The organism is Microbacterium sp. (genome assembly GCF_044340635.1).
Lineage (GTDB): Bacteria > Actinomycetota > Actinomycetes > Actinomycetales > Microbacteriaceae > Microbacterium.
The window spans coordinates 182,976-206,997 of record NZ_JBIITF010000004.1 but is presented as its reverse complement, the minus strand read 5'-3'; the positions used below and the strand labels follow the sequence as shown (position 1 = coordinate 206,997).

The window sequence follows — 24,022 nt, the reverse complement described above, 5'->3', positions numbered from 1 at the left end:
TGACCGTGTGTGGCGAGCAGACGGCAACGCCGTGGACCTGGGCGAAGACGGGTCCCCGTCGCTTGGCGCGCCCGATAACCGCAGCGTCGCGCCCGATGGTCTGAGTGTTGCCGAGCCCGACGTGCAGGTCGCGCATGTCGCGGACGTGCTCCGATCACGGTTGCGCGCCGAGGCATCCGAGCTCGGTGGACGCTCTCCGTTGCTGCAATTCGTCGATGTCGCGGACGCGGGAATCGACATCACCAACGCGCACCCCGGCAGCCTGCCGCAGTTCATCACGGGGCAGTCGACGTTGTTGTCCGGGCTCTTCCGCGATGAGGTCGCCCTGCGCACGGCTCGCCTCGCCGCCGAGGCCATCACGGCGAAGAACGTCGAGTTGCGCACGGTCCGCTCGATCGAGGCCGTCCACCTCGCCGTCGGGCTCGCCGGTTGGCGCATCGGCGGCGTTTCTTACAGTGCGCCCGTTCTGCTCCGCCCCCTCGCCATCCGTCGTCACGGTGCCGATTTCGAACTGAAGCTGCACGGCGGCTTCCACATCAATCCGGAGCTCGACTCGGTCTCACGCGAGCACTTCGGGATCGCCCTCGACGGTCCGGCGCTCGCCGCGCTCGCCCACGAGGGCGGCGTCTTCAAGCCCCAGCGCGTCATCGACAGGCTCCGGTCCGTCACCTCCCACATCGACACGTTCACTGTGCATCCGCGTCTGATCGTCTCGACGTTCGCCGATGTCGCGCGCGGCATGGCCCGCGACTCCTCCCGAGCCGGCGGGCTCGTGCTGAACGCCCTCGCGGGGCACCAGGCAGATCGGCAGACGCTCGCCGCGCAGCCGGGCGAAGTGCAGACCGTCGGGCCGGATGACCGTCCGCCCGCCGCCGACACGCTCCTGCTCGACGCCGACTCCGAGCAGGAGCGCGTGCTCGCCCAGATCACCGCGGGACGCTCGATCGCCGTAGCGACGCTGCCCGGGACGGGCGGAACGCAGACCGTCATCAACGCCATCGGCGCCCTCGTCCACGAGCACCGTCGCGTGCTGGTCGTCAGCGCGCGCCGCTCGACGATCGAGGGCGTGCGGCATCGACTCGGCCAGGTCGGTCTGCCCGGTCTCGCCTGCTCGCCGACCAACACCGCCCGCGACCTGGTGCGCGCGATCGCCCGCAACGAGAAGGCCAGCGCGCCCCAGCTCGGCGACGTCGACGACGCGCTGGTGCGTTTGCGCGCCCTGCTGACGTCGTACCGCAAGGCGCTGACGACGCCCGTCCCGGGTCTCGGCGTCAGTCCCTTGCAGACGCTCCATGCTCTCGCCGCGCTGCCCGCAGCCGACGGCATCGCCCCCGTCGACACGCGGTTCGACTTCGCGACGCTGACGAAGCTGGCGAACGACCGCACGGAAGCGGCGCGGATGCTCGTGCTCGCCGCCACGCTCGGTGAATTCCGCTTCGGTCCCGGCGATTCCCCCTGGTACGGCGTCAACTTCGCGAGCACGGATGCCGCGCAGTCGGCGCACGCCCTCGCGCAGAGGCTGCACACGACCGAGGTTCCCCGGCTGCTCGAGCGCGGCTTCGAGCTGATCGCGCAGACGCGCATGCGTCCTTTCGCCTCGATCGACGAACTCGGCGAATACCTGCGCCTGCTGATCGACATCCGCGATTCGCTCGATCGCTTCAGCCCCACCGTCTTCGAACGTCCGCTCGCCGACCTCATCCGTGCACTCGGTTCGCGTCGGGACTCCGCGGGCATGAAGGCGGGGGAGCGGCGCCGCCTGCGTCGCCTGGCGCGCGAGTACGTGCGCCCGGGCGTCCACGTCGCCGATATGCACGAGGCTCTCGTGCGCATCCAGCGTCAGCGCACGCAGTGGCAGCAGTTCGTCGACATCGGTGTGGCCCCCGAGGTTCCCCTCGGCCTGGCCGATGTGCACGTCGCTTGGCAGCGGGTCACGGCCGAGCTGGCGGAGCTCGACGCCCCGCTCGGGCGCGACCGCGACAAGCGCCTCGCCTCGCTGTCGATCAACACCCTGGTGCGCACGCTCGCCGGCCTGGCCGCAGAATCCGATGTCCTCGACAACCTGATCGAGCGAACGGCCCTCCGCGCCGAGCTCGCCCGTCTCGGACTCGGCGGCCTGCTCGCCGAGCTGTCGGTGCGACACGTTCCCGCCGACCGTGTCGCGGCCGAGCTCGAATACGCGTGGTGGCAGTCCGCGCTCGAGCACATGCTCCGCTCCGACAAGTCTCTGCTCGGCGCGAACACGAGCGTCGTCGACCGCCTGGAACGTGATTTCCGACTGGTCGACGAGGCGCACGCCGCGGCATCCGGATCGATCCTGTCGTGGCAGCTCGCCCGCGAATGGAAGATCGGCATCGTCGATGAGCCGGGCGAGGCCGAGAACCTCAAGGCGCTTCTGACCCGCGGAACCGCGACGCCCGCAACGCTCTCTCTCGGCGCCCCGACGCTCGGTCGCGCGCTCGCGCCTGTGTGGCTGGCGTCGCCCTACGAGGTGCCGAAGATCCCCGATTCGGTCATGTTCGACACCGTGATCATCGCGGACGCCGGGGCCATCTGCCTCGCCGAGGCCGCACCCGCGATCCGCCGTGCCCGTCAGGTCGTCGTGCTCGGCGACCCCGTGACGCAGCGTCCCTCGCCGTTCACGCTCGCGGCCGGCTCGGCTCCGCAGCCCGAAGCCGACGTCACATTCGACGACGTCTCGGTGTTCGAGAAGCTCGGGGACCTGCTGCCCGTCTATACGCTCACGCGCAGCTACCGCGCCGGTGGCGAAGACCTCGCCGAGCTCGTCAACGACGCCTTCTACGGTGGCGAGATCGTGTCGTGGCCGTGGGCCGGTTCGTACCTCGGCCGCGGCAGCCTGACCGTGGACTACGTCGAGGGCGGCTTCGGCGCGCCCGACCCGATCAGCGGCGCCGTCGAGAGCCCCGACACCGAGGTGACGCGGGTCGTGACGCTCGTGCTCGAGCACGCGCTCAACCGGCCGGACGAGTCGCTCATGGTCGTGACCGCCAGCGCACGGCACGCGGAGCGCGTGCGTGCGGCCGTCAACGCGGCTTTCGCAAGCCGATCGGATGTTTCGGAGTTCGCCCTGCGCGACACCGCCGAGCCGTTCGCGGTGCTCACGCTCGAGCAGTCGGTCGCCGAGAGCCGTGACCGCGTGATCTTCTCGCTCGGCTACGGGCTGACCAAGCACGGCCGTGTGCTGAGCGACTTCGGCGACCTGTCGACCCCCGACGGTGAGCGCCTGCTGACGGTCGGCATGACCCGGGCGCGCCGCTCGATGGTGATCGTGTCATCCATCCGTCCCTCCGCGTTCGATGACGGACGCCTGGAGTACGGCGCCGCCACCCTCATGACGATCCTCGGCGGCATGGCAGCGCGCCAGCGCGACGCCCGACTCGAAGACCTGGCCGACCCGCTCACGCGCCGCCTGGCGTCCGAGCTTCGCCGCCTGGGCGTCTCGGTCGACGTGCACTATCGCGGCCTTCTGCCCCTCGTCGCGCAGCACGCGGGCAAGGCCGTCGTCGTCGAGAGCGACCCCGAGACGCACGACGAGTCCCTACGCGAATCACTGCGCCTGCGTCCCCAGCTGCTCCGGCGGCTCGGATGGCACTACGTGCGTGTGCATTCGTTCGACCTGTACACGGATGCCCCGGCCGTCGCCGCGCGCATCGCATCGATCCTGGGGGTCGAGCCCGACGCACCCGCCGTCGAGGCGTCGACCCAGCCGATCGATGGCCTCGGCTGACGGTTCCGGCGAGCCGGACCCGCCGGCGGGCTCGCGCCAACACGTGGTGAGAGTTCCCGGCGCGCGCCGAGCCAAGCTGACGCCCGCACCGGGAGCGACACCGGAGCCGGCCCCCCGGGACGAGGCATCCGATCCCGCTCCCGCGCCTGACGCGAGCACCGCCGGACCGAACGACGACCGCCTACGCCAGGACGTGCCCCCGCACTACTGACCTCGCTCACGTTGCCGAGTCGCCCGAAAACAGGAGAGTCGCCCGCAACAGGACGATTGCGCCCGAAACGTCCTGTTTTCGGCGGATCTCCTGTTTTGGGAGCACGGGAGCGCGGGTCAGGCGCGCGGCGTGGACTGCTGCTTTTCGAGCAGGTCGCGGATCTGCACGAGGATCTCCTGCTCGGTGGGGAGCTTCGGCTCGTCCTCGACCTTGCTGAGGCCCGCCTTCGCGGCGGCGCGAGCCTTCATGTGGTTCATCGGGTACACGAACACGAAATACACCACGATCGCGACGGCGAAGAAGCTGATGACGGCGCTGATCAGTTCACCGAGCGGGAAGGTCACGTCCTGGCCATAGATGCCCTGGATCGTCGGACCGAACTGACCGTCTTCGCTCGGTTCGTAGAAGAGCGCGACGATCGGATTGATGATGCTCGACACGATCGAGTTGACGATCGCGGTGAAGGCACCTCCGATGACGACGGCGACCGCGAGGTCGATGACATTGCCGCGGAGGATGAACTCCTTGAAACCCTTGATCATGCGTTGCTCCTCCCTGCGTGCCCGGGGGCCCGCTTCACGAACCCGTCGAGGCGGGCGAGGACTTCGTCCCCGATGTCGATTCTGACGAAGACGACGACGATCCGCCACCCGAGCCCGAGCCCGAGCCCGAGCCCGAGCCCGACTTCGCGGCGGAGCCGGAGGAGCTCGACGACCCCGAGTCCGACTTCGCCGAAGAGCCGGACGAATCCGAAGAGCCGGAGGACTTGCCCGCGGATGCCTTGCCCTCGCCGGCCCGCGAGTCCGTGCGGTAGAAGCCGCTCCCGTTGAACGTGACGCCGATCGAGCCGTACTGCTTGCGCAACGCGCCGCCGCACTCGGGGCACTCGGTCAGCGTCGGGTCGGTGAAGGCCTGGACGGCGTCGAAACGGTGGCCGCAGGTCTTGCAGGCGTAGGCGTAGGTAGGCATCGTGCTCCTGGTTCAGGCGTGGTTCAGGCGTGTTTCAGCGCGCGGAGGGCGCAAAGGTGACGGTTCGCGACGGGGTGACCACACCCGAGACGGGCTGATCGTGGACCTCGTGAGGCACCTCGTCAACGAGTTCCGAGTCGAAGATGACGGCGTACACGGGCGGGCAGCGCTCCATCGAGCCGATGGTCTTGTCGAAGTATCCGCGTCCCCAACCCATGCGCATGCCGGATGCGTCGACGGCGGCCGCGGGGATGATCATCAGGTCGACATCGTTGACGGCGATGGGACCGAGTAGCTCTCCGACCGGCTCGGGAAGCCCGAACATGCCCTCGGCGACGTCGCCCCCGGGGACGGCGACGGACCAGTCGAGCAGTCCGTCGGAGCGGCTGATCGGAAGAAGGACGCGGATGCCGCGAGCCACCGCACGATCGACGAACTCGTGGGTCCCCGGCTCGGTCGACATGGACAGGAAGCATGAGATCGAGCGTGCGCCGTGCTGCTCCACCAAATGGTCGAGACGGTCGGCGAGCGCGTGCTCCGCGTCGGCCCGTTGCGCGTCGGAGAGCAGCTGACGGCGCTCGCGCAGGTCCGCGCGCAGCGCCCGCTTGACGTGATCGACGTCTGTAGACACGGGCACCATCTTAGGCGGGGCCGCATCAGCGGAAGGCCGGCCCGAATGTCAACCCCGGTAATACGCGCGGTTCTCCGCCTCACCTTCCCGTTACGATGGCCGACATGCCTCCTATGAAGTTCAAAGCCGTCATTCCTGCTGCCGGTCTCGGCACGCGCTTCCTTCCCGCCACGAAGGCGATGCCGAAGGAGATGCTGCCCGTCGTCGACAAGCCCGCGATCCAGTACGTCGTGGAAGAGGCCGTTCAGGCCGGCATCGAAGATGTGCTGATCATCATCGGTCGTAACAAGAACAACCTCTCCAACCACTTCGACTCGGTGCCCGAGCTCGAAGACAAGCTACGTGCGAAGGGTGACACGTCCAAGCTGCAGAAGGTCATGGCGTCGAGCGATCTCGCCGACATCCACTTCGTCCGCCAGGGCGAGCCGAAGGGTCTCGGTCACGCGGTGCTGCGTGCCAAGGCGCACGTCGGCACGCAGTCGTTCGCCGTGCTGCTCGGCGATGACCTGATCGACGAGCGTGACGTGCTGCTGACGACGATGCTCGCCGAGCACGAGCGCACGGGCGCGGCGATCGTCGCCCTGATGGAGGTCGACCCCGACCAGATCCACCTGTACGGCGCCGCGGACGTCGAGGCGACCGACAACCCCGACGTCGTCAAGGTCAAGGGCCTGGTCGAGAAGCCGCAGCGTGAGGATGCCCCGTCGAACCTCGCCATCATCGGACGCTACGTGCTGAGCCCGGCGATCTTCGAGGTGCTGGAGCGCACCCAGCCCGGCAAGGGCGGCGAAATCCAGCTGACGGATGCGCTGCAGGAGGTCGCTGCAGACCCGACCGGTCCCGGCGTGTACGGCGTCGTGTTCCGCGGTCGTCGGTACGACACCGGCGATAGGGTGGACTACATCAAGGCCATCGTGCAGCTCGCCGCGGATCGTGACGATCTCGGTCCCGAGTTGCGTCCCTGGTTCAAGGAGTTCGCGGCGGGTCTGTAAGGCTCAGGTCTTACCGGATTCGCTGCCCCGCAAGAGGAGTGGGCATGGAGTTGTCCCTTCCGCGCGAGCACGGACCGATCTCGATCCGGTTGATCAAATCCCGCGACTCCCGCGTCCTGCAGCAGGCCCTTCTCGATAACCGGGGCTGGTTGGAGCAGTGGGAGGCGACGAGTCCTGACGGCGTCGTGTCGCTCGACATGAGGCTCGGGATTCGCCGGCTGCTGCAGCAGTATCGCGACGGACTCGGCGTGCCCCTGGTCATGGAGCACAACGGCGCGGTCGCGGGCCAGTTGAACGTGTGGGGCATCGCGCGCGGGTCGCTCGCCTCGGCGACGATCGGCTACTGGGTGAGCGAGAGCTTCGCCGGGCTCGGGATCACCCCGACCGCGGTCGCCTTGGCGACCGACCTGTGCTTCACCGAATTGCGGCTGCACCGGATGGAGATCTGCATCCGCCCGGAGAACGCCGCGAGCCTCCGTGTGGTCGAGAAGCTCGGCTTCCGATACGAGGGCCTGCGTCGTCGCTACATCCACATCGACGGCGACTGGCGCGACCATTACGCGTTCGCCCTCACCCGTGAGGACGTCCCCTACGGGGTGCTCGAACGCTGGGTCAGCGGACAGACCCCTCGCGACGCCGCGCACATCCCCGACGCGGACCGGAACGCGGCAGCGTCGGACTCCTGAACGGTCTGGGCGTCACGGGTTGCTCCTGAGCGGCGCGACACGCCCGGTACATCCCGGTGTTCACGGCGGCCTCGCATACCGTGGTCGGCATGGGCGGGCAGGTATTGGGCGGCGGAGTGATCCTTCTGGTCGCCGTCGCGCTCTGGCTCGTCTATCTCGTGCCCACGTGGCACAGTCGGCACCAGTTCTACGCCGCCGAACGCAACGCCGTTCGCCTCAACCAGGCCATCCGCGTCCTCGCCGAGACGAGCGAAACGCCGGGTGAAGTCCGCCTCGAACTCAACGCTCGCACGGCACTTCAGCAGCAGCGCCTGGCGCGACGCCTCCAGGCAGAGCACCAATCCGCCGAGCTCGAGGAGTTGCGGGAGCAGGTCGCCCAGGCGCGATCCGCACCGCTTGCTCGTCGTTCCCGCGCACGTCGCCGCGCACGGCTCGTCGCCACGTCACTCCTTCTCCTCGGGCTGAGCGGTACCGGATTCGGTATCTGGCAGGTCGTTCAGGGCGGTGCGCAGACGTTCCTGTGGGCTGGCGCGGCCTCGATCGGGCTCTCGTTGATCGTGCTGCAGCGGATGGCGCATGTCGCCGCTCGTGCTGCCGCTGCCGACAGCGCAGCGGTGCAGCCCGTCGTCGTGCGGCGGGAAGCATCCGTCCAAGATCTCGCGCCCGAAATGCCGCAGCGCGAGTGGACGCCGAGGACGCTTCCGCAGCCCCTGGTGTCGTCGAACGGCTCGCGCGCGGCCGCTCAGCTCGACGCGGCCGACGCCCGCGAGGCTCTGCGCCACGCAGCTCGCGAGGAGGCCCTGCGCGCCCAGATCGAGCGCCAGCAGGCAGAACAGGCGCGCCCGCAGAGGACCGAGCGCCCGGTCGCACGCGGCGAAGCGCCCGCTGCATCCGTTGCTCCGGCACGCTCGCCGTACGCGGGCATGGGAGTCGTCGACGACGCCGAGATCGAAGCCCACGTTCGCGCCCTGCTGCGCCAGCGCGCGGGCTGACGGAACTCGTTCGCGACGGGCGCGGCTGCGCACCTAAGAGCGGCGCACCTAAGAGCGGCGCACCTAAAAGCCGCGCACCTAAAAGCCGCGCACGCAAAAGCGGCCCGCCCCCGTGGGTGCGAGCCGCTTCGTCCTGCAGGTCTGCTTAGTTGACGGCGTCCTTGACGTTGTCGCCAGCCTTCTTCACGTCGGCCTTGGCCTGGTCGGCCTTGCCCTCCGCCTCGAGCTTGTCGTTGTCGGTCGCCTTGCCGACGCCTTCCTTCGCCTTACCGGAGAGGTCTTCGGCGCCGTGCTTGATCTTGTCTCCCATGCTCATGATGAGCTCCTTTCGATCAATGTCACCCCAGCATGCGGGACGTGCTCCGGGGACGAAACCGGGTTGTGGTCGCGGGTGGGCTCGTGATAGGTCCCGAGGATCCTGTGCTCTTTCGGCGCCACGGACAGTCACTCCGAGTCGCCGTGAGCCTCACTTGCCGCGGACACACCGGCGGCGGGCGTGGCTGAAGGACCGTGATAATCTTTCTGAGGTTCTCGGGCCTGTGGCGCAGTTGGTAGCGCGCTTCGTTCGCAATGAAGAGGTCAGGGGTTCGAATCCCCTCAGGTCCACCAAACGACAGACGCCCCCTCGTGGGGCGTTTGTCGTTTCGTCGTGTTGCGGTGATGAGAACCCTGGGTGGGCCCACGCCGCAACCCCCATTCGGGTGTCGGTGGTTCGGCCTAGAGTTGTCGCCGACTCCAGAACCGGAAGAAGGAATACCTTGCAGCAGCGACCCATCGGATCCCGTACCGTCAGCGCGATCGGACTCGGCGGCATGCCGATGTCGATCGAGGGAAGGCCCGATCGGGTCCGGTCGATCGCGACCATCCACGCCGCGCTCGATGCGGGCGTCACGCTCATCGACACAGCGGACGCGTACCACGAGCACGCGGACGAGGTCGGCCACAACGAGACGCTGATCGCCGAGGCACTCGGCTCGTACGGCGGGGACACGTCTGGCGTCCTGGTCGCGACCAAGGGCGGACACCTGCGGCCGGGCGATGGTAGTTGGACCCTCAACGGGCGGCCCGAGTACATCAAGGAAGCGGCCCAGGCATCCGCTCGTCGTCTCGGGGTCGAGGCGATCGGCCTGTACCAGTTCCACCGGCCCGACCCTTCTGTGCCCTACGCCGAGTCGGTGGGGGCGCTGCGCGAACTGCTCGACGAGGGCGTCATCGAGATGGCGGGAATCTCCAACGCCTCGACCGCTCAGATCGACGAGGCGAACCGCATCCTCGACGGCCGGCTCGTCTCGGTGCAGAATCAGTTCTCGCCGGCATTCCGCTCGAGCCTCGAAGAACTCGAGCACTGCGCCCGCCTGGGTATCGCGTTCCTGCCCTGGTCGCCGCTCGGTGGTATCACCCGGGCGGCCGACGTGGGCGCTCAACATGACGCATTCCAGACGGTGGCGGATGCTCGGGGCGTGAGCCCTCAGCAGATCGCGCTGGCGTGGGAACTCGCGCTCGCCCCGATCGTCATCCCCATCCCCGGGGCCTCGCGAGCCAAGAGCATCCAGGATTCGGTGCTTGCGGCCGGCATCGAACTGAGCGACGACGAGCTCGCCTCACTTTCCGGCTGAATACGGCTTTCGGAGACGATCATGAAGAACATCACCCTCGCAGGCACGTCAGCACCGAACGTCGTACTGGGCCTGATGCGCATCCAGGACAAGACCGACGATGAAGTGCGTGAGCTGATCGCTGCGGCACGAGACGCCGGGATCGACTTCTTCGACCACGCCGATGTGTACGGTTCGGACCTGCACGGGTGCGAGCGGCGCTTCGCCGAGGCGATGCGGTTCACGCCCGCCCAGCGCGACGAGATCACGCTGCAGACCAAGTGCGGCATCGTTCGCGAGGGGCCCTACTTCGACTTCTCGTACGAGCACATCATCTCGTCCGTCGAGGGATCGCTCCGCGCGCTCGACACCGATCGCATCGACATCCTGCTGCTGCACCGGCCCGACGCGCTGGTCGAGCCGGACGAGGTCGCGCGCGCATTCGATGAGCTCGAGGCTTCCGGCAAGGTCCGCGCATTCGGTGTCTCGAATCACACGCCCCGCCAGATCGATCTGCTGAAGTCGGCCGTCACGCAGCCGCTCGTCGCGAACCAGCTGCAGCTGTCGATCACGCACTCGCCGATCGTCGTCCAGGGTCTCGCCAGCAACATGCAGGGCGTCGACCAGTCGGTCGTGCTCGATGGCGGCGGCATCGTCGACTACTGCCGTCTGCACGACATCACCGTGCAGACTTGGTCGCCGTTCCAGTCCGGATTCTTCTCCGGGGTATTCCTCGGTTCGCCCGACTATCCCGAGCTGAATGCCGTGATCGACCGGCTCGCTGCGTCGTACGGGGTTCCCGCAATCGCTATCGCGACGGCCTGGATCACCCGCCACCCGGCGAACATGCAGGTCGTGCTCGGCACGACCTCACCGGAGCGCGTCGCCGGGGCTGCCCTCGGCTCGGACATCCCGCTGACACGCGCCGAGTGGTACGAACTCGCGCGCGCCGCAGGTCACCGCGTGCCCTGAGTCGCCGACTGTCGGCGCCACTCGGTCGGCGTCATCCCGAGGTGCGCACGAAACGCGCGACTGAAGTGGGCGTGGTCGGCGAAACCCCAGCGGTAGGCGACGGACGAGATGGACAACAGCCCGCTCGTGTCCTTCGCGAGGGCCGCGGCTGCCAACTCGAGCCGCCGAGTGCGCACCCAATCCCCGAGCGAGATGCCCATCCGGCTCAGCACCAGGTAGACGTAGCGCTCCGAGATTCCGAATTCCGCCGCGATGGACGCCGCCGACAGGTCGGAATCCGAGATCCGCGTTTCGAGGTACTCGGCCATACGCACGCCCAGGGATGTGCCAAGAGCGTCGCGCCCGGGTCGCTCGTCGGCGACGTTCACGGTCAGCAACGCGCGCACGAGCTCGATGATCGGCTGTTGCAGGGCGCCCCGTTCCTCTGCAGACGCGCCGCGGGCGACGGACGCCGCGCGAGCGAGAAAAGCCGAGGTCACCGAGACCAGGGTCTCACGCGGATCGAGAGCGCGCGCAACCCGAGAACGGATGAGCCGACGGGGGAGCCCCAGCCTGTCGATCGGAACCTGGTAGGTCAGCCGCACGGTACCCGGGGCGAATCGGATCACATACGGCTCGGACGAGGTGTACAGCACCATATCGCCGGCCCGGAGACGGGCAACCCGTCCCGCCTGGGCGAGGAGGGTCGTGCCGCTCTCGACGACACTGATGAGCAGACTCGGGATCGAGGCATCCTGAGCCAGTCGAGCCGTGCGCTCGATCTGACCGCCCGCGGCCCGGACGGACAGCAGCTGGATATCACCGAAGTCTGCGACGAAAGAGCGCACACGAATGTCGAGGCCGGGGTAGGGGCGCAACTCGAGGGGGATGCGTGCCGTGAGCATGTGCTCGCGAAGGATGTCCACCCGGTCGGTAGCCGGGAGGCCCTCGAGTTCGATGACCGCTGCCACGGCCCCTCCGATCGCGCACGCCGATTGGTGTGCCGCTGCGACGATGGTAGCGATCCCAACCCGGCCGGTACAGAACGGGAACAGGCGAGTGCGTCGGAGTTCAAGACGTGGGGTCTCTCGCGCGACAGGGTCGACAGACACCCTCGCCGACGACGAAAGGCCCGCTCATGTCCGCATCCGAAGGTTCCACGCTCACCCAACGTGAGCTCGATGAGATCAGCCGCGCCAACGAGACCGGACGTGTGCCGGTCGTTTTCGTGCACGGACTCTGGCTGCTCTCGAGCAGTTGGGATGCCTGGCGCGATCTCTTCGAACAGAACGGCTACTCGACGATCGCGCCGGGTTGGCCCGACGACCCCGCGGGCGTCGAGCAGGCGCGGACCGACCCCGAAGTCTTCGCGCACAAGATGGTGCAGCAGGTCACCGACCACTACCTCGAGGCGATTTCGCACCTCGGGATCAAGCCGGCTGTCATCGGGCACTCCTTCGGGGGTCTCATCGCTCAGAAGATCGCGGGCGAAGGCGCATCCGCGGCGACCGTGGCAATCGACAACGCACCGTTCCGCGGAGTGCTGCCCCTCCCGATCTCGGCACTAAAGTCCGCCTCGCCGGTGCTTGCCAATCCCGCCAATGCCGGACGAGCGGTGTCGCTGACGTACGAACAGTTCGCCTTCGGCTGGGTCAACAACCTCGATGAAGACGAAGGACGCGCCCTCTACGAGCACTACCACGTGCCGGCCAGCGGGGTGCCGCTCTTCCAGGCGGCGACGGCGAACCTCAATCCGTTCTCGGAGACGAAGGTCGACACCAAGAACCCGCTCCGCGGTCCGATGCTGATCATCGCGGGAGACAGCGACAACACGGTACCGCTCGCCATCACGCACGCGACTCACAAACAGCAGAGCAAGAACCCGGGCGTCACCGAGATCGTCGAGATACCGGGGCGCGGACACTCGCTCACCATCGATCACGGGTGGCGAGAGGTCGCCGATACCGCACTCGCCTTCGTGAGGCGCTTCGTGTGAGGTGGAGCCAGCGGGGCGGCCCTACCGCCCGCGGCCTACGGGCTCCGCAGCTTCCTCTCTCGACCACCCGAACGCCGGGGCGATCTCGCGGGCTATCGTCTCGAGCATGCGTGCGTTGTACTCGACCCCGAGTTGGTTGGGCACGGTCAGCAGAACGGTGTCGGCCGCCTGGACCGCGGCATCCTGCGCCAACTCGGCCGCGATCGCGTCGGGTTCGCCGGTGTAGCTCTTGCCGAACCGCGCTCGCACGCCCTCGAGGATTCCGACCTGATCCTGGCTGTCCTCGCGGGAGCTGAAGAGCTGGCGGTCGAGGTCGCTCGTGATCGGAATCACGCTGCGGCTCACGCTGACGCGCGGTTCGCGGTCCCAGCCGGCCTCGGCCCAGGCCGCGCGGAACATCTCGATCTGCTCCAGCTGCAGCTCGTCGAAGGGCACGCCCGTGTCTTCGACCAGGAGGGTGGATGACATGAGGTTCATGCCGAGTTCCGCCGTGCGGACGGCGGTCTCGCGGGTGCCGGAGCCCCACCAGATGCGGTCCGAAAGGCCAGGGGACTGGGGCTGGATCACGAGGGCCCCGTCGCCGCTCATGCGCGGGTCGGCTCGCACGATCCGCTCGCCGCTGATCGCGGTGCGGAACAGTTCGGTCTTGCGGCGCGCGAGGTCTGCCTCGGTGTCGCCCTCAGCGGGGACGTAGCCGAATGCGTGTGATCCGTTGAGTGCCGGCTCGGGTGACCCCCGGCTCAGGCCGAGCTGCAGTCGGCCGCCGCTGATCAGGTCGGCTACCGCGGCCTCTTCGGCCATATACAGGGGATTCTCGTACCGCATGTCGATGACGCCCGTGCCGAGTTCGATGCGGCTCGTGCGGGCGCCCGCGGCGGCGAGAAGCGGGAAGGGGCTCGCGAGCTGGCGTGCGAAGTGGTGCACGCGGTAGTAGGCGCCGTCGATGCCGAGTTCCTCCGCCGCGACGGCCAGCTCGATCGATTGAAGCAGCGCGTCGCCGCCCGTGTTCGTCTGGCTCGAGTGGTGGGGGTGCCAGTGGCCGAAGCTGAGGAACCCGATGCGTTTGCGGTGCATGGGGGGTTAAACGCATGTGCGCGCATGTACATTCCCGGCCCCGCGCGCCGGTTCGGCGCCGCGGCGAACACCCGAGAGGTACCAAGCGTTGTTCTTGTGGCTTTTGTTGCACACCAGACGTCGTGCGCACCACGGCACCTCTCGGATGCTCGCGTCGCGTCACCCCGCCGGCTGTGCGTGCGCTCGCTGTGTCTCGCGGTTGTCCCTCCACAACCGGGGCTGGAGAAGGCCTGTCCACCATTGCACCGGTTCGACGTGTGTCGATGTTCGGGGGTCGCCAGCCTGTCGCCATGAACAGTGTCCGGGTCGCCCATCGCTCCCGCTCTTACGCCGACCTGAGGGCGGCGGGTCATAGCCGTCGCCAGATTTCTCACGAGCTGAGAAGTGGGTCGTTGGTTCGTGCGCGGAACGATGTGTACGTCGCAGCGAGCGAACCCGAGGCGATCAAAACAGCGGCGCGCGCGGGCGGGCTTGTCGGCTGCGTGTCGGCGTTGGAGCTCTGGGATGTCTTCGTTCAGGAGCGACACGGGGTGCATGCGCACATGCGGACGAACGGGGCGATCCGCGGTCCGGGCGACGCCACCGTTCGGCATTGGGGGCGGTTGTTACGCGTCGTGCATCCCCGCGCGCTCGTGGTCGAGCCGCTCGACGCGCTCCGGCAAGCCGTGATCTGCCAGTCACCGCACGCGGCCATCGCCTCGATCGACTCGGCTCTGAACTGTGGAATCGTGCGGGCCGATGAACTCGACGAGATGTTCGCCGTGATCCCCGCCAGGCGTCGTGAGATCCGGCAACACATCGATGGCCGTGCGGAAGCCGGAACCGAGACGCTGGTTCGTCTCATGGTGCGGGCGCTCGGCGGGAGTGTCGATCTGCAGGTGAGAATCCGGGGTGTCGGGCGGGTCGACATGGTCGTCGATGGGTGGCTCGTGATCGAGTGCGACAGTCGCGCGTACCACTCGGAATGGCAGAAGCAACTCGACGACAGGCGTCGGGATCTCGCGCTCGCCGCGCGCGGGTACGTCAGGATTCGTCCTGCCGCGGAGGACATTCTGTACCGCCCGGAGGTTGTCATCGAGGCCATCGCCGGGATGCTGCGCGCGGGCCGAAGCGGACATCTCGGAGGTGCCACACGCGTTTGAGGCCCGAATCAGCACGAATCCGGGCGAAAATCGCGGATCGTCCCTTCGAGATGTTCGCGACGAGGTGGCGCCGTCGCTGCACGACCCCGCGAACCCCCCTCTAGGGTGGATCCGTGAACGCAGACCTCTCGCCCCGCAGCAGAATCGTCGCCGACCGCCTCGCCGAGGCCGGCGTCCCGGGTCAGATCGTCGTGCTGCCCGATGCCGCATCGACCGCCGCGCTCGCCGCAGCGGCGCTGGGCGTCGATGTCGGGGCGATCGCCAACAGCCTGGTGTTCTGGAGCGACGGCGAGCCGCTGCTGGTCATGACGAGCGGCTCGCACCGGGTCGACACCGATGCCCTGGCGGCACGGATCGGCCGGCAGTCGATCGTGCGAGCAACACCCGATCAGGTACGCGAGGCCACCGGTCAGGCCATCGGGGGAGTCGCCCCGACCGGACACCCCGCGCAGCTCACGACGATCGTCGACGAGCACCTCGCCGCGTACCCGGAGCTGTGGGCCGCAGCCGGCACACCGCACACGGTCTTCCCGCTGTCGTTCGACGAGCTCGTGCGCATCACGGGCGGCGCCGTGACGAAGGTCGACTAGGACGCAGGCCGTCGGTGCCGAAGACCGATTAGTCGGAGTCGCGCGGAACGTCGTATGTCCATCGCTCGGGGACGGATGCTTCGAGGTCCCGCCAGTCGTCGATGCCGAAGTCGAACACCGCCACCGCGCAGGTCGGCATGTGCGGGATACCGCCATCGTCCGGAAATCTCGACCAATGCCGAGCGAGATCCGACAAGCCCGGATCGTGCGCCACAACGATCACGGAGGCCTCGGAGCGCGCCGAGACCAGCTCGACGATGCGGCGCGGGGTGGCGCCGTAGAGGCGCTCGTCGAGGCGGACGGTCGTGTCGACCGCGGAGGCGAAGGCATCCGCGGTGGTGACGGCGCGGAGCGCGGTGCTCGAGAGCAGAGCGGCACCGCTCAGGTTCGGATGCTGAGCCGCCAGAACCGCGGCCATCCGGGGCGCGTCACGGATGCCCCGTGCGTTTAGGGGTCGGTCGTGGTCGTCGACGCCGGGGTGGTCCCAGCTCGATTTCGCATGGCGGACCAGAGCAAGCGTCTTCATGCGGCCACCTTACGAGGTCCAGCGGGTCGCTTCGACAGGCTCAGCGAGCGGCCCGGGCTCGGGGACCCGGCCCGACACGACGCGCCCAGATATATCGCCATGGTGCTGGACGGGCCCCGTGTCGGTGCGATACCTATGGAGAGCACCATCTGCGGAGCCACGACGCCGTGTCGCATCTCCCCTCGATCGCCTGCCGCGCCTCCCGTCGGACCCGAACCGACGGATGCCGGACGGCAGGTCCCCGCAATACCAGTGGGGGGCAGGGGTGCAACCTCGAGGCACCCCCCACCCCCAGGTTGCACCCCTCGGCCCCGCACTGAGCGGACGTGGCGGAATGCTCGGCGCGACCCGCATCCTGGAGAGTCAGCGCGCGACGTACACCCAAGCGTCGCGCCCGCTCCCGAGGGTGACCGACACCCGGTTGTACTGTTCGACCTCGTACTCGTCGGCGGCTTCGAGCTCGGCCTCCGTGACCCAGAGCAGGACGCCGACCACCTTGTCGAGGTGGTTTCCCGTGCGGCGGACGATCGGATGGACGTCGCGGCCGCTGACCCCCGCGACACGCGCGTCCCCGATTTCGAGATAGTCCGTCGTGAAGCCCGGCAGGACATCGGGTTCACCGGAGAGCAGCCGACCGAACGTGTCGAGTTGCACGCCCGGGAGGCGGAGCGTGCCGTAGCTGAAGAGGGCCACAGCGGGCGCGGCGGTGTCGGGACGGGTCAGGTCGGAGCGGGCCATGTCAGCGGATGCCTCGGGTCACGGCATCAGGCTAGCGATCGTCGTTGGCCGCGGCCAGGCTTTTCGGTCCATGCGTCATGCACCGAAGACCGCGTGCGCCACCGTGAAGATCGTCAGCCCGGCCAGCGCGCCGACGATGGTGCCGTTGAGACGGATGTACTGCAGGTCGCGACCGACCATCAGTTCGATCTTCTCCGTGGTCTCTTCGGGATCCCACCGTTCGATCGTGTCGGTGATGACGGAGGCGATGTCGTGACGGTAGCGGTCGACGGCGAACGTCGCGGCATCCGTCACCCAGGTGTCGACTCGGCGCTGCAGTGCGGGCTCCGAAGCGAGGCGTCCCCCGATCTCCGCCAACGCCGCTCGTGCGCGCAGCCGGAGCCCGCTCTCCGGGTCTGCGAGCGAGGACAGCAGGCCGTTCTTCGCGGTGTCCCAGAGCTGCGCGGCGAGTTCACGCACGCGCGGGCTGTCGAAGACCGTCGCCTTGGCGTTCTCGAGCCGGGCGATGGTGTCGGGATCGTGTTGCAGGTTGTCGGCGAGACGCGCGAGATATCCATCGATCGCGATCCGCGCCGGATGCTCGGGGTCGGCCCGCATCGCCGCCACGAAGTTCACGGCCTCTTTGTAGACGGTGTCGTCCACCAGTCGGTGCGCGATGGAGGGCACCCAACCGGGCAGTCGCCGCGAGACGAGACCGGCGAAGGCATGCTGGTTGCCCTCGAGCCAGGTCGAGATCGAGTCGGCGGCGAGGTCGACGGCGTTGTGATGCGCCCCGGTCTCGACGATGCGGCCGAGCCAGGCACCGGCCGCGGGGCCCCACTCGGGCTCGATCACGTGCGAGCGTGCGAGGTCGGCGATGAGGTCCCGCACATCGTCGTCGCTGACGGCGCGGAGCACGGCCGACGCGAGCGCAGCACCCTCCGAGGCCACGCGTTCGGCGTGCTGATCCTGTGCGAGCCAGGTGCCGAGCCGCGAGGCGACACCGATGCTCTCGAGCTTCTCGCGCACGACTTCGGCCGACAGGAAGTTCGTCTCGACGAATTCGCCGAGGGTGCTGCCGATCTCGTCCTTGCGATGGGGGATGATCGCCGTGTGCGGGATCGGGATGCCGAGTGGATGGCGGAACAGCGCCGTCACCGCGAACCAATCCGCGAGCGCACCCACCATGCCGCCCTCGGCCGCCGCGCGGACGTATGCCAACCAGGGCACCTCCTGCTGGAACGCGAATGCGAACACGAAAACGACGGCCATGAACAGCAGAGCGCCGAGCGCAACGGCTTTCATGCGCGTCAATGAGCGGCGGCGAGCCTGGTCGGCGGGGCTCAGGAGGGCCATCGGGGTGCGTGCCATCCGGTCATCCTCGCACGGCGAACCGTGGCCACGGCGGGGGTTGCGCCGCCCGGCCCGCACGCCCACAGCGGTAATCTTGCGGCGTGATCGATGACATCAAGAAGCGCGCCCTGCACCGCACGAGCATCCTCGAGGGGCAGCTGCGCGGGCTGACCAAGATGATCGAGAACGAGGACTACTGCATGGACATCATCGCGCAGTCCCGCGCCATCGAGAAGGCGCTCGAATCTCTCAACCGTCTGCTTCTCGAGAACCACCTGCGCACCCACGTGACGACCATGTTCGAGCAGGGCGGCACGGAGCGCGAGCAGGCCGTCGCGGAGTTGCTGCGCGCGTTCGACTTCGACAAGCGCTGAGCCGCGCTCCTACACGGGCTCACCGCGCAGGCTCGTCCAGTTGCGGTCGAAGCTGCGCGCGCCCTGCACCCGGTCGGCGAAGCCGTCCAGGCGTGCCATCGTCTCGACGTCGAGGGTCACACCGACCCCACCCATCCATCCGTCCACGTGCGCGGCGAAGCGCGAGCCGGGGATCGGGGCGATCGGGATGCCGAGGCTGGCGGCGCGGCTGAAGAGCCAGGCGAAGGCCAGCTCGGTGCCGGTGAGGCCCGCCTCGTGCGCGACCCGCAGATACTCGTCGCGAAGCGCTGCGTTCGCCGCCAGGTTCTCGGGCGCGAATCGCGGAAAGTTCGAACGCATATCGCCCGGGCCGATGCGCGTCGCGTCGAAGTCGTCGCCGAGCCATCCCCGGCTCAACGGCGAATAGGGCACGAACGCGGTGCCGGTCTCGATCGCGGCGGGGATCACCGCGCGCTCGACATCGCGGCTCAGCACGCTCCACTCGGTCTGGAGCGCGGCGATCGGGTGCACGGCGTTGGCGCGGCGCAGCTCGTCGGCCGTCGCCTCGGAGAGCCCGAGGTGGCGCACCTTGCCGGAGGCGACGAGTTCGGCCATCGCTCCGACGGTCTCTTCGATGGGGGTGTCGGGGTCGACGCGGTGCTGATAGTAGAGGTCGACGTGGTCGGTGCCGAGGCGCTGCAGGCTGAGGTCGATCTGCTCGTGCACGTACTCGGGCGTCCCGCGCACCCCGCGCTTGCCCGCGGTGCCGCCGTGGATGCCGAACTTGGTGGCGAGCACGACCTCGTCGCGGCGGGTCTGCAGCAGCCGCGAGATGATCCGTTCGCTGCGGCCGTCGCCGTACACGTTTGCGGTGTCGATGAAGCGGATGCCGCAATCGATCGCGTGCGTGAGCGTCGCGAGCGCGGTGTCGTCGTCGACCGGGCCGTAGACATCCGTCAGGCTCATCGCCCCGTATCCCAGGGCGGTGACAGTCAGTCCGTCGCCGAGTTCCACCGAGGGCAGGGCGACAGGGGGCAGGGAGTCCGCAGGCATGCCTCCGATCCTGCCAGGCGGATCACGGGTCAGCGCGCGATCGGGCCGAGCCAGGCGGTCGCGGCGGTCGAGTGCGCCGATTCGGGGTCGGAGGGGTGGAACTGGCCTGCGAGCACGTCGCGATAGAGCCGCGCGAGCTCGGACCCCGCGAAGTACGACGACCCGCCCGCGACGAGGATTGCGTCGTCGACGACTGCCTTGGCGGTCACGACCGCGCGGTGCTTGAGCCCGGCGAGCAACGAGAACCACTTCGCTCCGTGGTCGGCGAGCCCGTCGATGTCGGCGGCCAACGCGGCGATCTGCGGCGGCAGGGCGTCGTACGCGAGCGCCATGTCGGCGATGCGCCAGCGGATGTCGGGATCCTGGCTGTACGTCGTGCCGGTCTTCTTCGACGTGCGGGTCTGGGCTGTCGCGACGGCGACGTCGAGTGCCCGGCGCGCGATGCCGGTATAGACCGAGGCGAGCAGGATCTCGAAGACGCTGAAGATGCCGAACACCAACGGGTCGGGCTGGGGACCCGGGTCGATGCGGCGCACAACGCGGTCCGCGGGCGCAACGGCCGCGTGCAGCTCGGTCGTGCGGCTCTGCGTGCCGCGCATGCCGAGGGTGTCCCAGTCGTCCCGCGTCGTGATGCGGCCCGCGGTCTCTTCGTCGCGCGAGACGAAGGCGTAGACCATCTTCGGGCCGTCGGCGGATGTGGTGTCGAGGCCGTGCAGGCCCAGGTGCGACCAGACGGGTGCGAGCGAGGTGAAGATCTTCGTGCCCGTGAAGGTGTAGCCGCCGTCGGGGAGCGGCGAGGCATCCGTGTCGCTGCCGAACAACACGAGGTCGTTGCCGGCCTCGCTGATGCCGAAGGCGAAGACCTCACCCGCGGCGGCGCCCGTCTGCACGAACGCGAGGTCGTCGATGCCGCGGTCCTGCAGCACCTTCGCGACCCCTGTCCACACCAGGTGCATGTTGATCGCGAGGGCGGTCGCGGGTGCCGCGCCCGCGAGACGCTGCTGCAGAACGGATGCCTCGCCGAGGCCGAGTCCGGCGCCGCCGCGGTCTTCGGGCACGAGGATCGCGAGGTAGCCCGCCGCGCGCAGATCGGCGAGGTCGTCCTCGGGGAAGGTGTTCTCGCGGTCGTGTGCTCCCGCCCGCGACCGGATGCGCTCGATCAGGTCGTCGGACAGGTAGGCGGTGGGGTCGAAGTCGGGCACGCCTCTATTGTCCCGCCGCTCGGGGCGATCGCGGGCCGTGTGTTCGCGACGACCGGACCGAGCAGAATCAGCTCTCGAGCACCCCGAGCAGTTGCCGCATCGTCTCGTCGGGCTTGTCGCGATGCGGCGAGTGCCCGGCACCCGCCACGATCGACATCGTGAACCGCGGATTCGCCGCGAGCACGCCCGCGGCCACGTCGCCCGTGAAGAGGCTGTAGACCTCGGGGTCGGCGCCGATCACGTGCGTCGGCACGGACACGCGCGCGCTCGCGTCGCGGACGTCCCAGTCGGGATTCTGCACGGCGACCTGATCGACCGCCCAGCGGCTCGCCCGCGCGACCGCGTCGACCTTCAGCTCGATGTCCTGCGGATGCCACTCCGGGTGCTCGGCGCGCACGAGTTCTTCGCGGTTGTCGGCGAAGGCCTGCTCCTGGCTCGCGCGCACGGCCTCGGCATCGGCGCCCAGTACCACGATGCCCGGGTCGATCAGCACGAGCCGCCGCGCCCAGCCCGGTCGCCCCGCCGAGGCGACGACGGCCGCGGCACCGCCGAGCGAGTGCCCGATCACGAGGTCCCAGGCGCCGCCGTGCGGGGGAGTGGCGGCCGCGACATCCGCTGCGAACGCGTCGATCGTGTAGTCCAGCGCGCGGGGCGCCGAGCCGTGCCCGCGCAGATCGACGGCGCTCGCCGTCCAGCCCGCCTCGCCGAGCGCCGTGCCGAGCCGCCACATGAGGGCGCCGCTCGACCCGAGTCCGTGGATCAGGAGGGCACGGCGGGGCGCGTCGATGGTGCCCCAGGAGAGGGCGGGCAGCGCGAGGGGTGCGGTCATGCATCCAGCCTACGAACGCGCAGCCGGGGGCACGCGCTGTCGGCCGAGTTCGGCAGAAAACGGCGCGTACCTGGCGGAAGTGCGCGGGGCGCTGTCGGTTCGGCCCTTCCGCCCATCCGCGACGGCAAGATGGATGCATGATCTCGACCGAGTTGGCGATCGCGCTGCGCGAGACGGGACTCGTCTGGCATCCGGCCTCGGGGGACCGGTTCCAGCTCGACGAACCCGAGTTCGAGGCCGATATCTTCACCGTCAGCGAGATGACGATCGAGCCGCGGGAGTACCCGACCGGAGTCATCCTGGCCTTCAACGGCACGACCGAGTGGGCCCTGGATTCCGTCGCGCTCGAGGATGCGCTCTGGCTGCCGCGCGAAGATCAGCTACGCGAATTGCTGCGTGGCACCTTCCGCGTGCTGCGGCGGCTGGCCGACACGCACGAGATAGAGATCGAGATAGCGGGTGAGTCGGTCGTGTTCACGCATCCGGAACCGGCGGATGCTTACGCACTCGCGCTGCTGCACGTGCTGCTTCGCATCGTCTGAGCGACTCTCGAGCGTCACGTGATGGTGTGCACGGGCTCCGTGTCGGGCTGGGGGCTCGCGTCGCGGCCGCGCAGGTCGGGGAACGAGCGCACCCAGACGACCGAGACGATCACGCCGAACACCGCGAAGATCGCCGCGGCCCAGTAGGCGGCGGTCGGGCCCGCGCCATCGATCACGAAGCCCGCGATCGCCGAGCCCGCGGCGGCACCGATGAGCTGCCCCGTGCCGATCCATCCGTAGGCCTCGGCCGTGTCGCTGAACTTCACGCTCGCGCTCGTGATCGCGAACACGACGGCGAGGGCCGGGGCGATCCCGATGCCGGCGAGCAGGAGCGTGCCGCCGATCCAGAACACGTTGAGCGAGATCGTTGTCAGGATGAGGCCCACCGCGACGACGGTGAGGCGGCGCGCCATCGCCCACGACCCGATCGGGATGTGGCCGAAGCTGAGACCACCCGTGAGGCTCCCGATGGCGAACAGCGCGAGCACGATGCCGGCCTCGAACCCGCCGTGACCGAACGTCGCGACGACGCCGGCCTCGACCGCCGCGCACGCACCGATCAGGAGGAACCCGACGACGGTCGCCAGCAGCACGGGCGGCTTGGCCAGCACCTTTCCGATCTTGCGACGGCTGCGCGGGATGCGAACGCGTCCGATCTCGGGCGACATGATGAACCACGCGCATCCGCCCAGCAGGATCACGACGATCAGGAGCATCGCGGTGGTCGTGCCCGCTTGGAGTGCGACGAACGTGATGACGACGGGCGCGAAGACCCAGATCAGCTCCTGCAGAGAGGCATCCAGGGAGAAGAGCGGCGTGAGCTGCCGCGAGTTGACCATTTTGGGGTAGACCGTCCGCACCGCGGACTGCACCGGCGGGGTGGCGAGTCCCGCGACGAGACCGAATGCCATGGTGAGCGGCAGCACCATCGGAACGAGTCCGAGCACCAGGATGGCGGTGGCGCAGACGAGGGTCGTCAAGGTGAGGACACGGCGCATTCCCCAGACGCCCATCCAGCGACTCGTGACGGGTCCGGCCACGGCCTGACCCACCGATGTCGCCGCCAGCACGAGGCCCGCAGCGCCGTACGAACCGGTGAGGTGCTCGATGTGCAGAAGAAGAGCGAGCGAGATCATCCCGTTCGGGAATCGCGCCGTCAGCTGCGCGGCGATGATCCGGCCGACGCCGGGCGTCTTCAGCAGTTCCCGATATGCGCCCACGAGAGGTCAATCGTAGTCCCGGTGTGCGACACGCCGACACTGCATGCGACACGCCGAGGAGGGACGCGACACGCCGTGTCGACGTTGTCCACAGGAATCCGGATGTCGGAGGTCCCCCATATCGTCACCCCTGTGGATAGCTCGGGCCGGGGCATCCGAATGTGGCGTTATTCAGCGATTCTTCAGGTTCGAAATCAATCGGCTGCCTGTGGATGAATCGGTGGACAACCTGTGTTGTTAAGGGGAGAGGCGGTGGAGAACTACACGAATGTAACTACTACCCCTTGTGGTGCCTTCCGGTGTCGGTACCCATATGTAGTATTGGACTCCCGGTGGGGGGACGCCGGCTCAAGCAACCAAGAAGACCGATGAATAAGGGGATGAAGGCCGAAATGGCAATCACCGTTTACACGAAGCCGTCCTGCGTCCAGTGCACCGCAACCTACCGCGCCCTCGACTCGAAGGGCCTCGAATACGAGGTACTCGACCTGTCGCAGGATCCGTCCGCACTCGAGCAGGTCAAGGCACTGGGTTACCTCCAGGCGCCCGTCGTCATCACCGACGGCGACCACTGGTCGGGCTTCCGTCCCGACAAGATCGACGAACTCGCAACGCGCCTGGCCTGAGGCCCGGCGCACGGGAGGTGCGAC

25 protein-coding genes, 1 tRNA gene and 1 pseudogene are annotated in these 24,022 nt (G+C 68.5%); 14 read left to right on the top strand and 13 right to left on the bottom strand.

Annotation, left to right across the window (positions count from 1 at the left end; translation table 11 throughout):
• Positions 1 to 7: 7 nt before the first annotated feature.
• A complete protein-coding gene (locus ACIQ0W_RS05720) occupies positions 8 to 3,748 on the top strand; it encodes a DEAD/DEAH box helicase (RefSeq protein ID WP_396641825.1) in 3,741 nt (1,246 codons plus the stop codon).
• A 327-nt stretch (positions 3,749 to 4,075) separates the two neighbouring features.
• Here ACIQ0W_RS05720 and mscL read toward each other — a convergent pair whose 3' ends face one another.
• Positions 4,076 to 4,501 carry a large conductance mechanosensitive channel protein MscL gene (gene mscL / locus ACIQ0W_RS05715; protein WP_396641824.1) on the bottom strand — a complete coding sequence of 142 codons (426 nt, stop codon included), beginning with the start codon at positions 4,499 to 4,501 and terminating at the stop codon, positions 4,076 to 4,078.
• Positions 4,502 to 4,518: 17 nt separating this feature from the next.
• Between mscL and ACIQ0W_RS05710 the strand changes: the two genes are divergently transcribed.
• Positions 4,519 to 4,773 (top strand): hypothetical protein, encoded by a 255-nt coding sequence (locus ACIQ0W_RS05710; protein WP_396641892.1) that lies wholly within the window; start codon positions 4,519 to 4,521, stop codon positions 4,771 to 4,773.
• 14 nt (positions 4,774 to 4,787) lie between these two features.
• On the opposite strand, the pseudogene ACIQ0W_RS05705 reads toward ACIQ0W_RS05710, so the two are convergent.
• Both ACIQ0W_RS05705 and ACIQ0W_RS05700 read right to left on the bottom strand, forming a co-directional pair.
• Positions 4,788 to 4,928, bottom strand: a pseudogene (locus ACIQ0W_RS05705) (FmdB family zinc ribbon protein); the annotation flags it as partial.
• 34 nt (positions 4,929 to 4,962) lie between these two features.
• Positions 4,963 to 5,559 carry a 5-formyltetrahydrofolate cyclo-ligase gene (locus ACIQ0W_RS05700; protein ID WP_396641823.1) on the bottom strand — a complete coding sequence of 199 codons (597 nt, stop codon included), beginning with the start codon at positions 5,557 to 5,559 and terminating at the stop codon, positions 4,963 to 4,965.
• Positions 5,560 to 5,663: 104 nt separating this feature from the next.
• Between ACIQ0W_RS05700 and galU the strand changes: the two genes are divergently transcribed.
• The 3 genes from galU (at position 5,664) to ACIQ0W_RS05685 (ending at position 8,229) form a co-directional block, all read left to right on the top strand.
• A complete protein-coding gene (gene galU, locus ACIQ0W_RS05695) occupies positions 5,664 to 6,551 on the top strand; it encodes a UTP--glucose-1-phosphate uridylyltransferase GalU (protein ID WP_396641822.1) in 888 nt (295 codons plus the stop codon).
• Between the two features lie 44 nt (positions 6,552 to 6,595).
• Positions 6,596 to 7,237, top strand: a complete 642-nt coding sequence (locus ACIQ0W_RS05690) for a GNAT family N-acetyltransferase (protein WP_396641821.1) — start codon at positions 6,596 to 6,598, stop codon at positions 7,235 to 7,237.
• A gap of 89 nt (positions 7,238 to 7,326) precedes the next feature.
• Positions 7,327 to 8,229, top strand: a complete 903-nt coding sequence (locus tag ACIQ0W_RS05685) for a hypothetical protein (RefSeq protein WP_396641820.1) — start codon at positions 7,327 to 7,329, stop codon at positions 8,227 to 8,229.
• 145 nt (positions 8,230 to 8,374) lie between these two features.
• On the opposite strand, the gene ACIQ0W_RS05680 is transcribed toward ACIQ0W_RS05685, so the two are convergent.
• Positions 8,375 to 8,545, bottom strand: coding sequence for a CsbD family protein (locus ACIQ0W_RS05680; protein ID WP_396641819.1), 171 nt, complete (start codon positions 8,543 to 8,545; stop codon positions 8,375 to 8,377).
• A gap of 217 nt (positions 8,546 to 8,762) precedes the next feature.
• On the opposite strand from ACIQ0W_RS05680, the gene ACIQ0W_RS05675 reads away from it, so the two are divergent.
• The 3 genes from ACIQ0W_RS05675 to ACIQ0W_RS05665 all read left to right on the top strand — a co-directional run bounded on the left by ACIQ0W_RS05675 (position 8,763) and on the right by ACIQ0W_RS05665 (position 10,796).
• Positions 8,763 to 8,838, top strand: a tRNA-Ala gene (locus tag ACIQ0W_RS05675).
• Between the two features lie 149 nt (positions 8,839 to 8,987).
• Positions 8,988 to 9,845 (top strand): aldo/keto reductase, encoded by an 858-nt coding sequence (locus ACIQ0W_RS05670; protein WP_396641818.1) that lies wholly within the window; start codon positions 8,988 to 8,990, stop codon positions 9,843 to 9,845.
• A 21-nt stretch (positions 9,846 to 9,866) separates the two neighbouring features.
• A complete protein-coding gene (locus tag ACIQ0W_RS05665) occupies positions 9,867 to 10,796 on the top strand; it encodes an aldo/keto reductase family oxidoreductase (RefSeq protein ID WP_396641817.1) in 930 nt (309 codons plus the stop codon).
• Here ACIQ0W_RS05665 and ACIQ0W_RS05660 read toward each other — a convergent pair.
• Positions 10,781 to 11,746, bottom strand: a complete 966-nt coding sequence (locus ACIQ0W_RS05660) for a helix-turn-helix domain-containing protein (protein WP_396641816.1) — start codon at positions 11,744 to 11,746, stop codon at positions 10,781 to 10,783. The two genes, ACIQ0W_RS05665 and ACIQ0W_RS05660, sit on opposite strands and share 16 nt — an antisense overlap.
• Positions 11,747 to 11,913: 167 nt before the next feature.
• Here ACIQ0W_RS05660 and ACIQ0W_RS05655 point away from each other — a divergent pair, with 167 nt between their 5' ends.
• Positions 11,914 to 12,771 (top strand): alpha/beta fold hydrolase, encoded by an 858-nt coding sequence (locus ACIQ0W_RS05655; protein ID WP_396641815.1) that lies wholly within the window; start codon positions 11,914 to 11,916, stop codon positions 12,769 to 12,771.
• Between the two features lie 21 nt (positions 12,772 to 12,792).
• On the opposite strand, the gene ACIQ0W_RS05650 is transcribed toward ACIQ0W_RS05655, so the two are convergent.
• A complete protein-coding gene (locus ACIQ0W_RS05650; RefSeq protein ID WP_396641814.1) occupies positions 12,793 to 13,845 on the bottom strand; it encodes an LLM class flavin-dependent oxidoreductase in 1,053 nt (350 codons plus the stop codon).
• A gap of 392 nt (positions 13,846 to 14,237) precedes the next feature.
• Between ACIQ0W_RS05650 and ACIQ0W_RS05645 the strand changes: the two genes are divergently transcribed.
• Both ACIQ0W_RS05645 and ACIQ0W_RS05640 read left to right on the top strand, forming a co-directional pair.
• Positions 14,238 to 14,987: a hypothetical protein gene (locus ACIQ0W_RS05645; RefSeq protein WP_396641813.1), complete on the top strand. Its 750-nt coding sequence runs from the start codon at positions 14,238 to 14,240 to the stop codon at positions 14,985 to 14,987.
• A gap of 113 nt (positions 14,988 to 15,100) precedes the next feature.
• Complete coding sequence (locus tag ACIQ0W_RS05640; protein WP_396641812.1) at positions 15,101 to 15,577, top strand: YbaK/EbsC family protein; 477 nt, start codon at positions 15,101 to 15,103, stop codon at positions 15,575 to 15,577.
• Between the two features lie 28 nt (positions 15,578 to 15,605).
• Here the strand turns inward: ACIQ0W_RS05640 and ACIQ0W_RS05635 are convergent, their stop codons facing one another.
• From ACIQ0W_RS05635 to ACIQ0W_RS05625, 3 genes are all read right to left on the bottom strand, one after another.
• Positions 15,606 to 16,103, bottom strand: coding sequence for a SixA phosphatase family protein (locus ACIQ0W_RS05635; RefSeq protein ID WP_396641811.1), 498 nt, complete (start codon positions 16,101 to 16,103; stop codon positions 15,606 to 15,608).
• 363 nt (positions 16,104 to 16,466) lie between these two features.
• Positions 16,467 to 16,841 (bottom strand): gamma-glutamylcyclotransferase family protein, encoded by a 375-nt coding sequence (locus tag ACIQ0W_RS05630; RefSeq protein ID WP_396641810.1) that lies wholly within the window; start codon positions 16,839 to 16,841, stop codon positions 16,467 to 16,469.
• A gap of 75 nt (positions 16,842 to 16,916) precedes the next feature.
• Positions 16,917 to 18,191 (bottom strand): DUF445 domain-containing protein, encoded by a 1,275-nt coding sequence (locus tag ACIQ0W_RS05625; protein ID WP_396641809.1) that lies wholly within the window; start codon positions 18,189 to 18,191, stop codon positions 16,917 to 16,919.
• 83 nt (positions 18,192 to 18,274) lie between these two features.
• Between ACIQ0W_RS05625 and ACIQ0W_RS05620 the strand changes: the two genes are divergently transcribed.
• A complete protein-coding gene (locus tag ACIQ0W_RS05620) occupies positions 18,275 to 18,547 on the top strand; it encodes a metal-sensitive transcriptional regulator (RefSeq protein ID WP_396641808.1) in 273 nt (90 codons plus the stop codon).
• A 9-nt stretch (positions 18,548 to 18,556) separates the two neighbouring features.
• Here the strand turns inward: ACIQ0W_RS05620 and ACIQ0W_RS05615 are convergent, their stop codons facing one another.
• From ACIQ0W_RS05615 to ACIQ0W_RS05605, 3 genes are all read right to left on the bottom strand, one after another.
• Entirely contained in the window at positions 18,557 to 19,579 is a 1,023-nt protein-coding gene (locus tag ACIQ0W_RS05615; protein ID WP_396641807.1) for an aldo/keto reductase, read from the bottom strand.
• Between the two features lie 29 nt (positions 19,580 to 19,608).
• On the bottom strand, positions 19,609 to 20,781 hold the full coding sequence (locus ACIQ0W_RS05610; protein ID WP_396641806.1) for an acyl-CoA dehydrogenase family protein: 1,173 nt from the start codon (positions 20,779 to 20,781) through the stop codon (positions 19,609 to 19,611).
• Between the two features lie 67 nt (positions 20,782 to 20,848).
• Complete coding sequence (locus ACIQ0W_RS05605) at positions 20,849 to 21,610, bottom strand: alpha/beta fold hydrolase (protein ID WP_396641805.1); 762 nt, start codon at positions 21,608 to 21,610, stop codon at positions 20,849 to 20,851.
• A gap of 137 nt (positions 21,611 to 21,747) precedes the next feature.
• On the opposite strand from ACIQ0W_RS05605, the gene ACIQ0W_RS05600 reads away from it, so the two are divergent.
• Entirely contained in the window at positions 21,748 to 22,152 is a 405-nt protein-coding gene (locus tag ACIQ0W_RS05600; RefSeq protein WP_396641804.1) for a pilus assembly protein CpaE, read from the top strand.
• A 14-nt stretch (positions 22,153 to 22,166) separates the two neighbouring features.
• Here ACIQ0W_RS05600 and ACIQ0W_RS05595 read toward each other — a convergent pair whose 3' ends face one another.
• Complete coding sequence (locus tag ACIQ0W_RS05595; RefSeq protein WP_396641803.1) at positions 22,167 to 23,372, bottom strand: MFS transporter; 1,206 nt, start codon at positions 23,370 to 23,372, stop codon at positions 22,167 to 22,169.
• A 392-nt stretch (positions 23,373 to 23,764) separates the two neighbouring features.
• On the opposite strand from ACIQ0W_RS05595, the gene nrdH reads away from it, so the two are divergent.
• Positions 23,765 to 23,998, top strand: a complete 234-nt coding sequence (gene nrdH / locus ACIQ0W_RS05590; protein WP_036294795.1) for a glutaredoxin-like protein NrdH — start codon at positions 23,765 to 23,767, stop codon at positions 23,996 to 23,998.
• Positions 23,999 to 24,022: the final 24 nt, after the last annotated feature.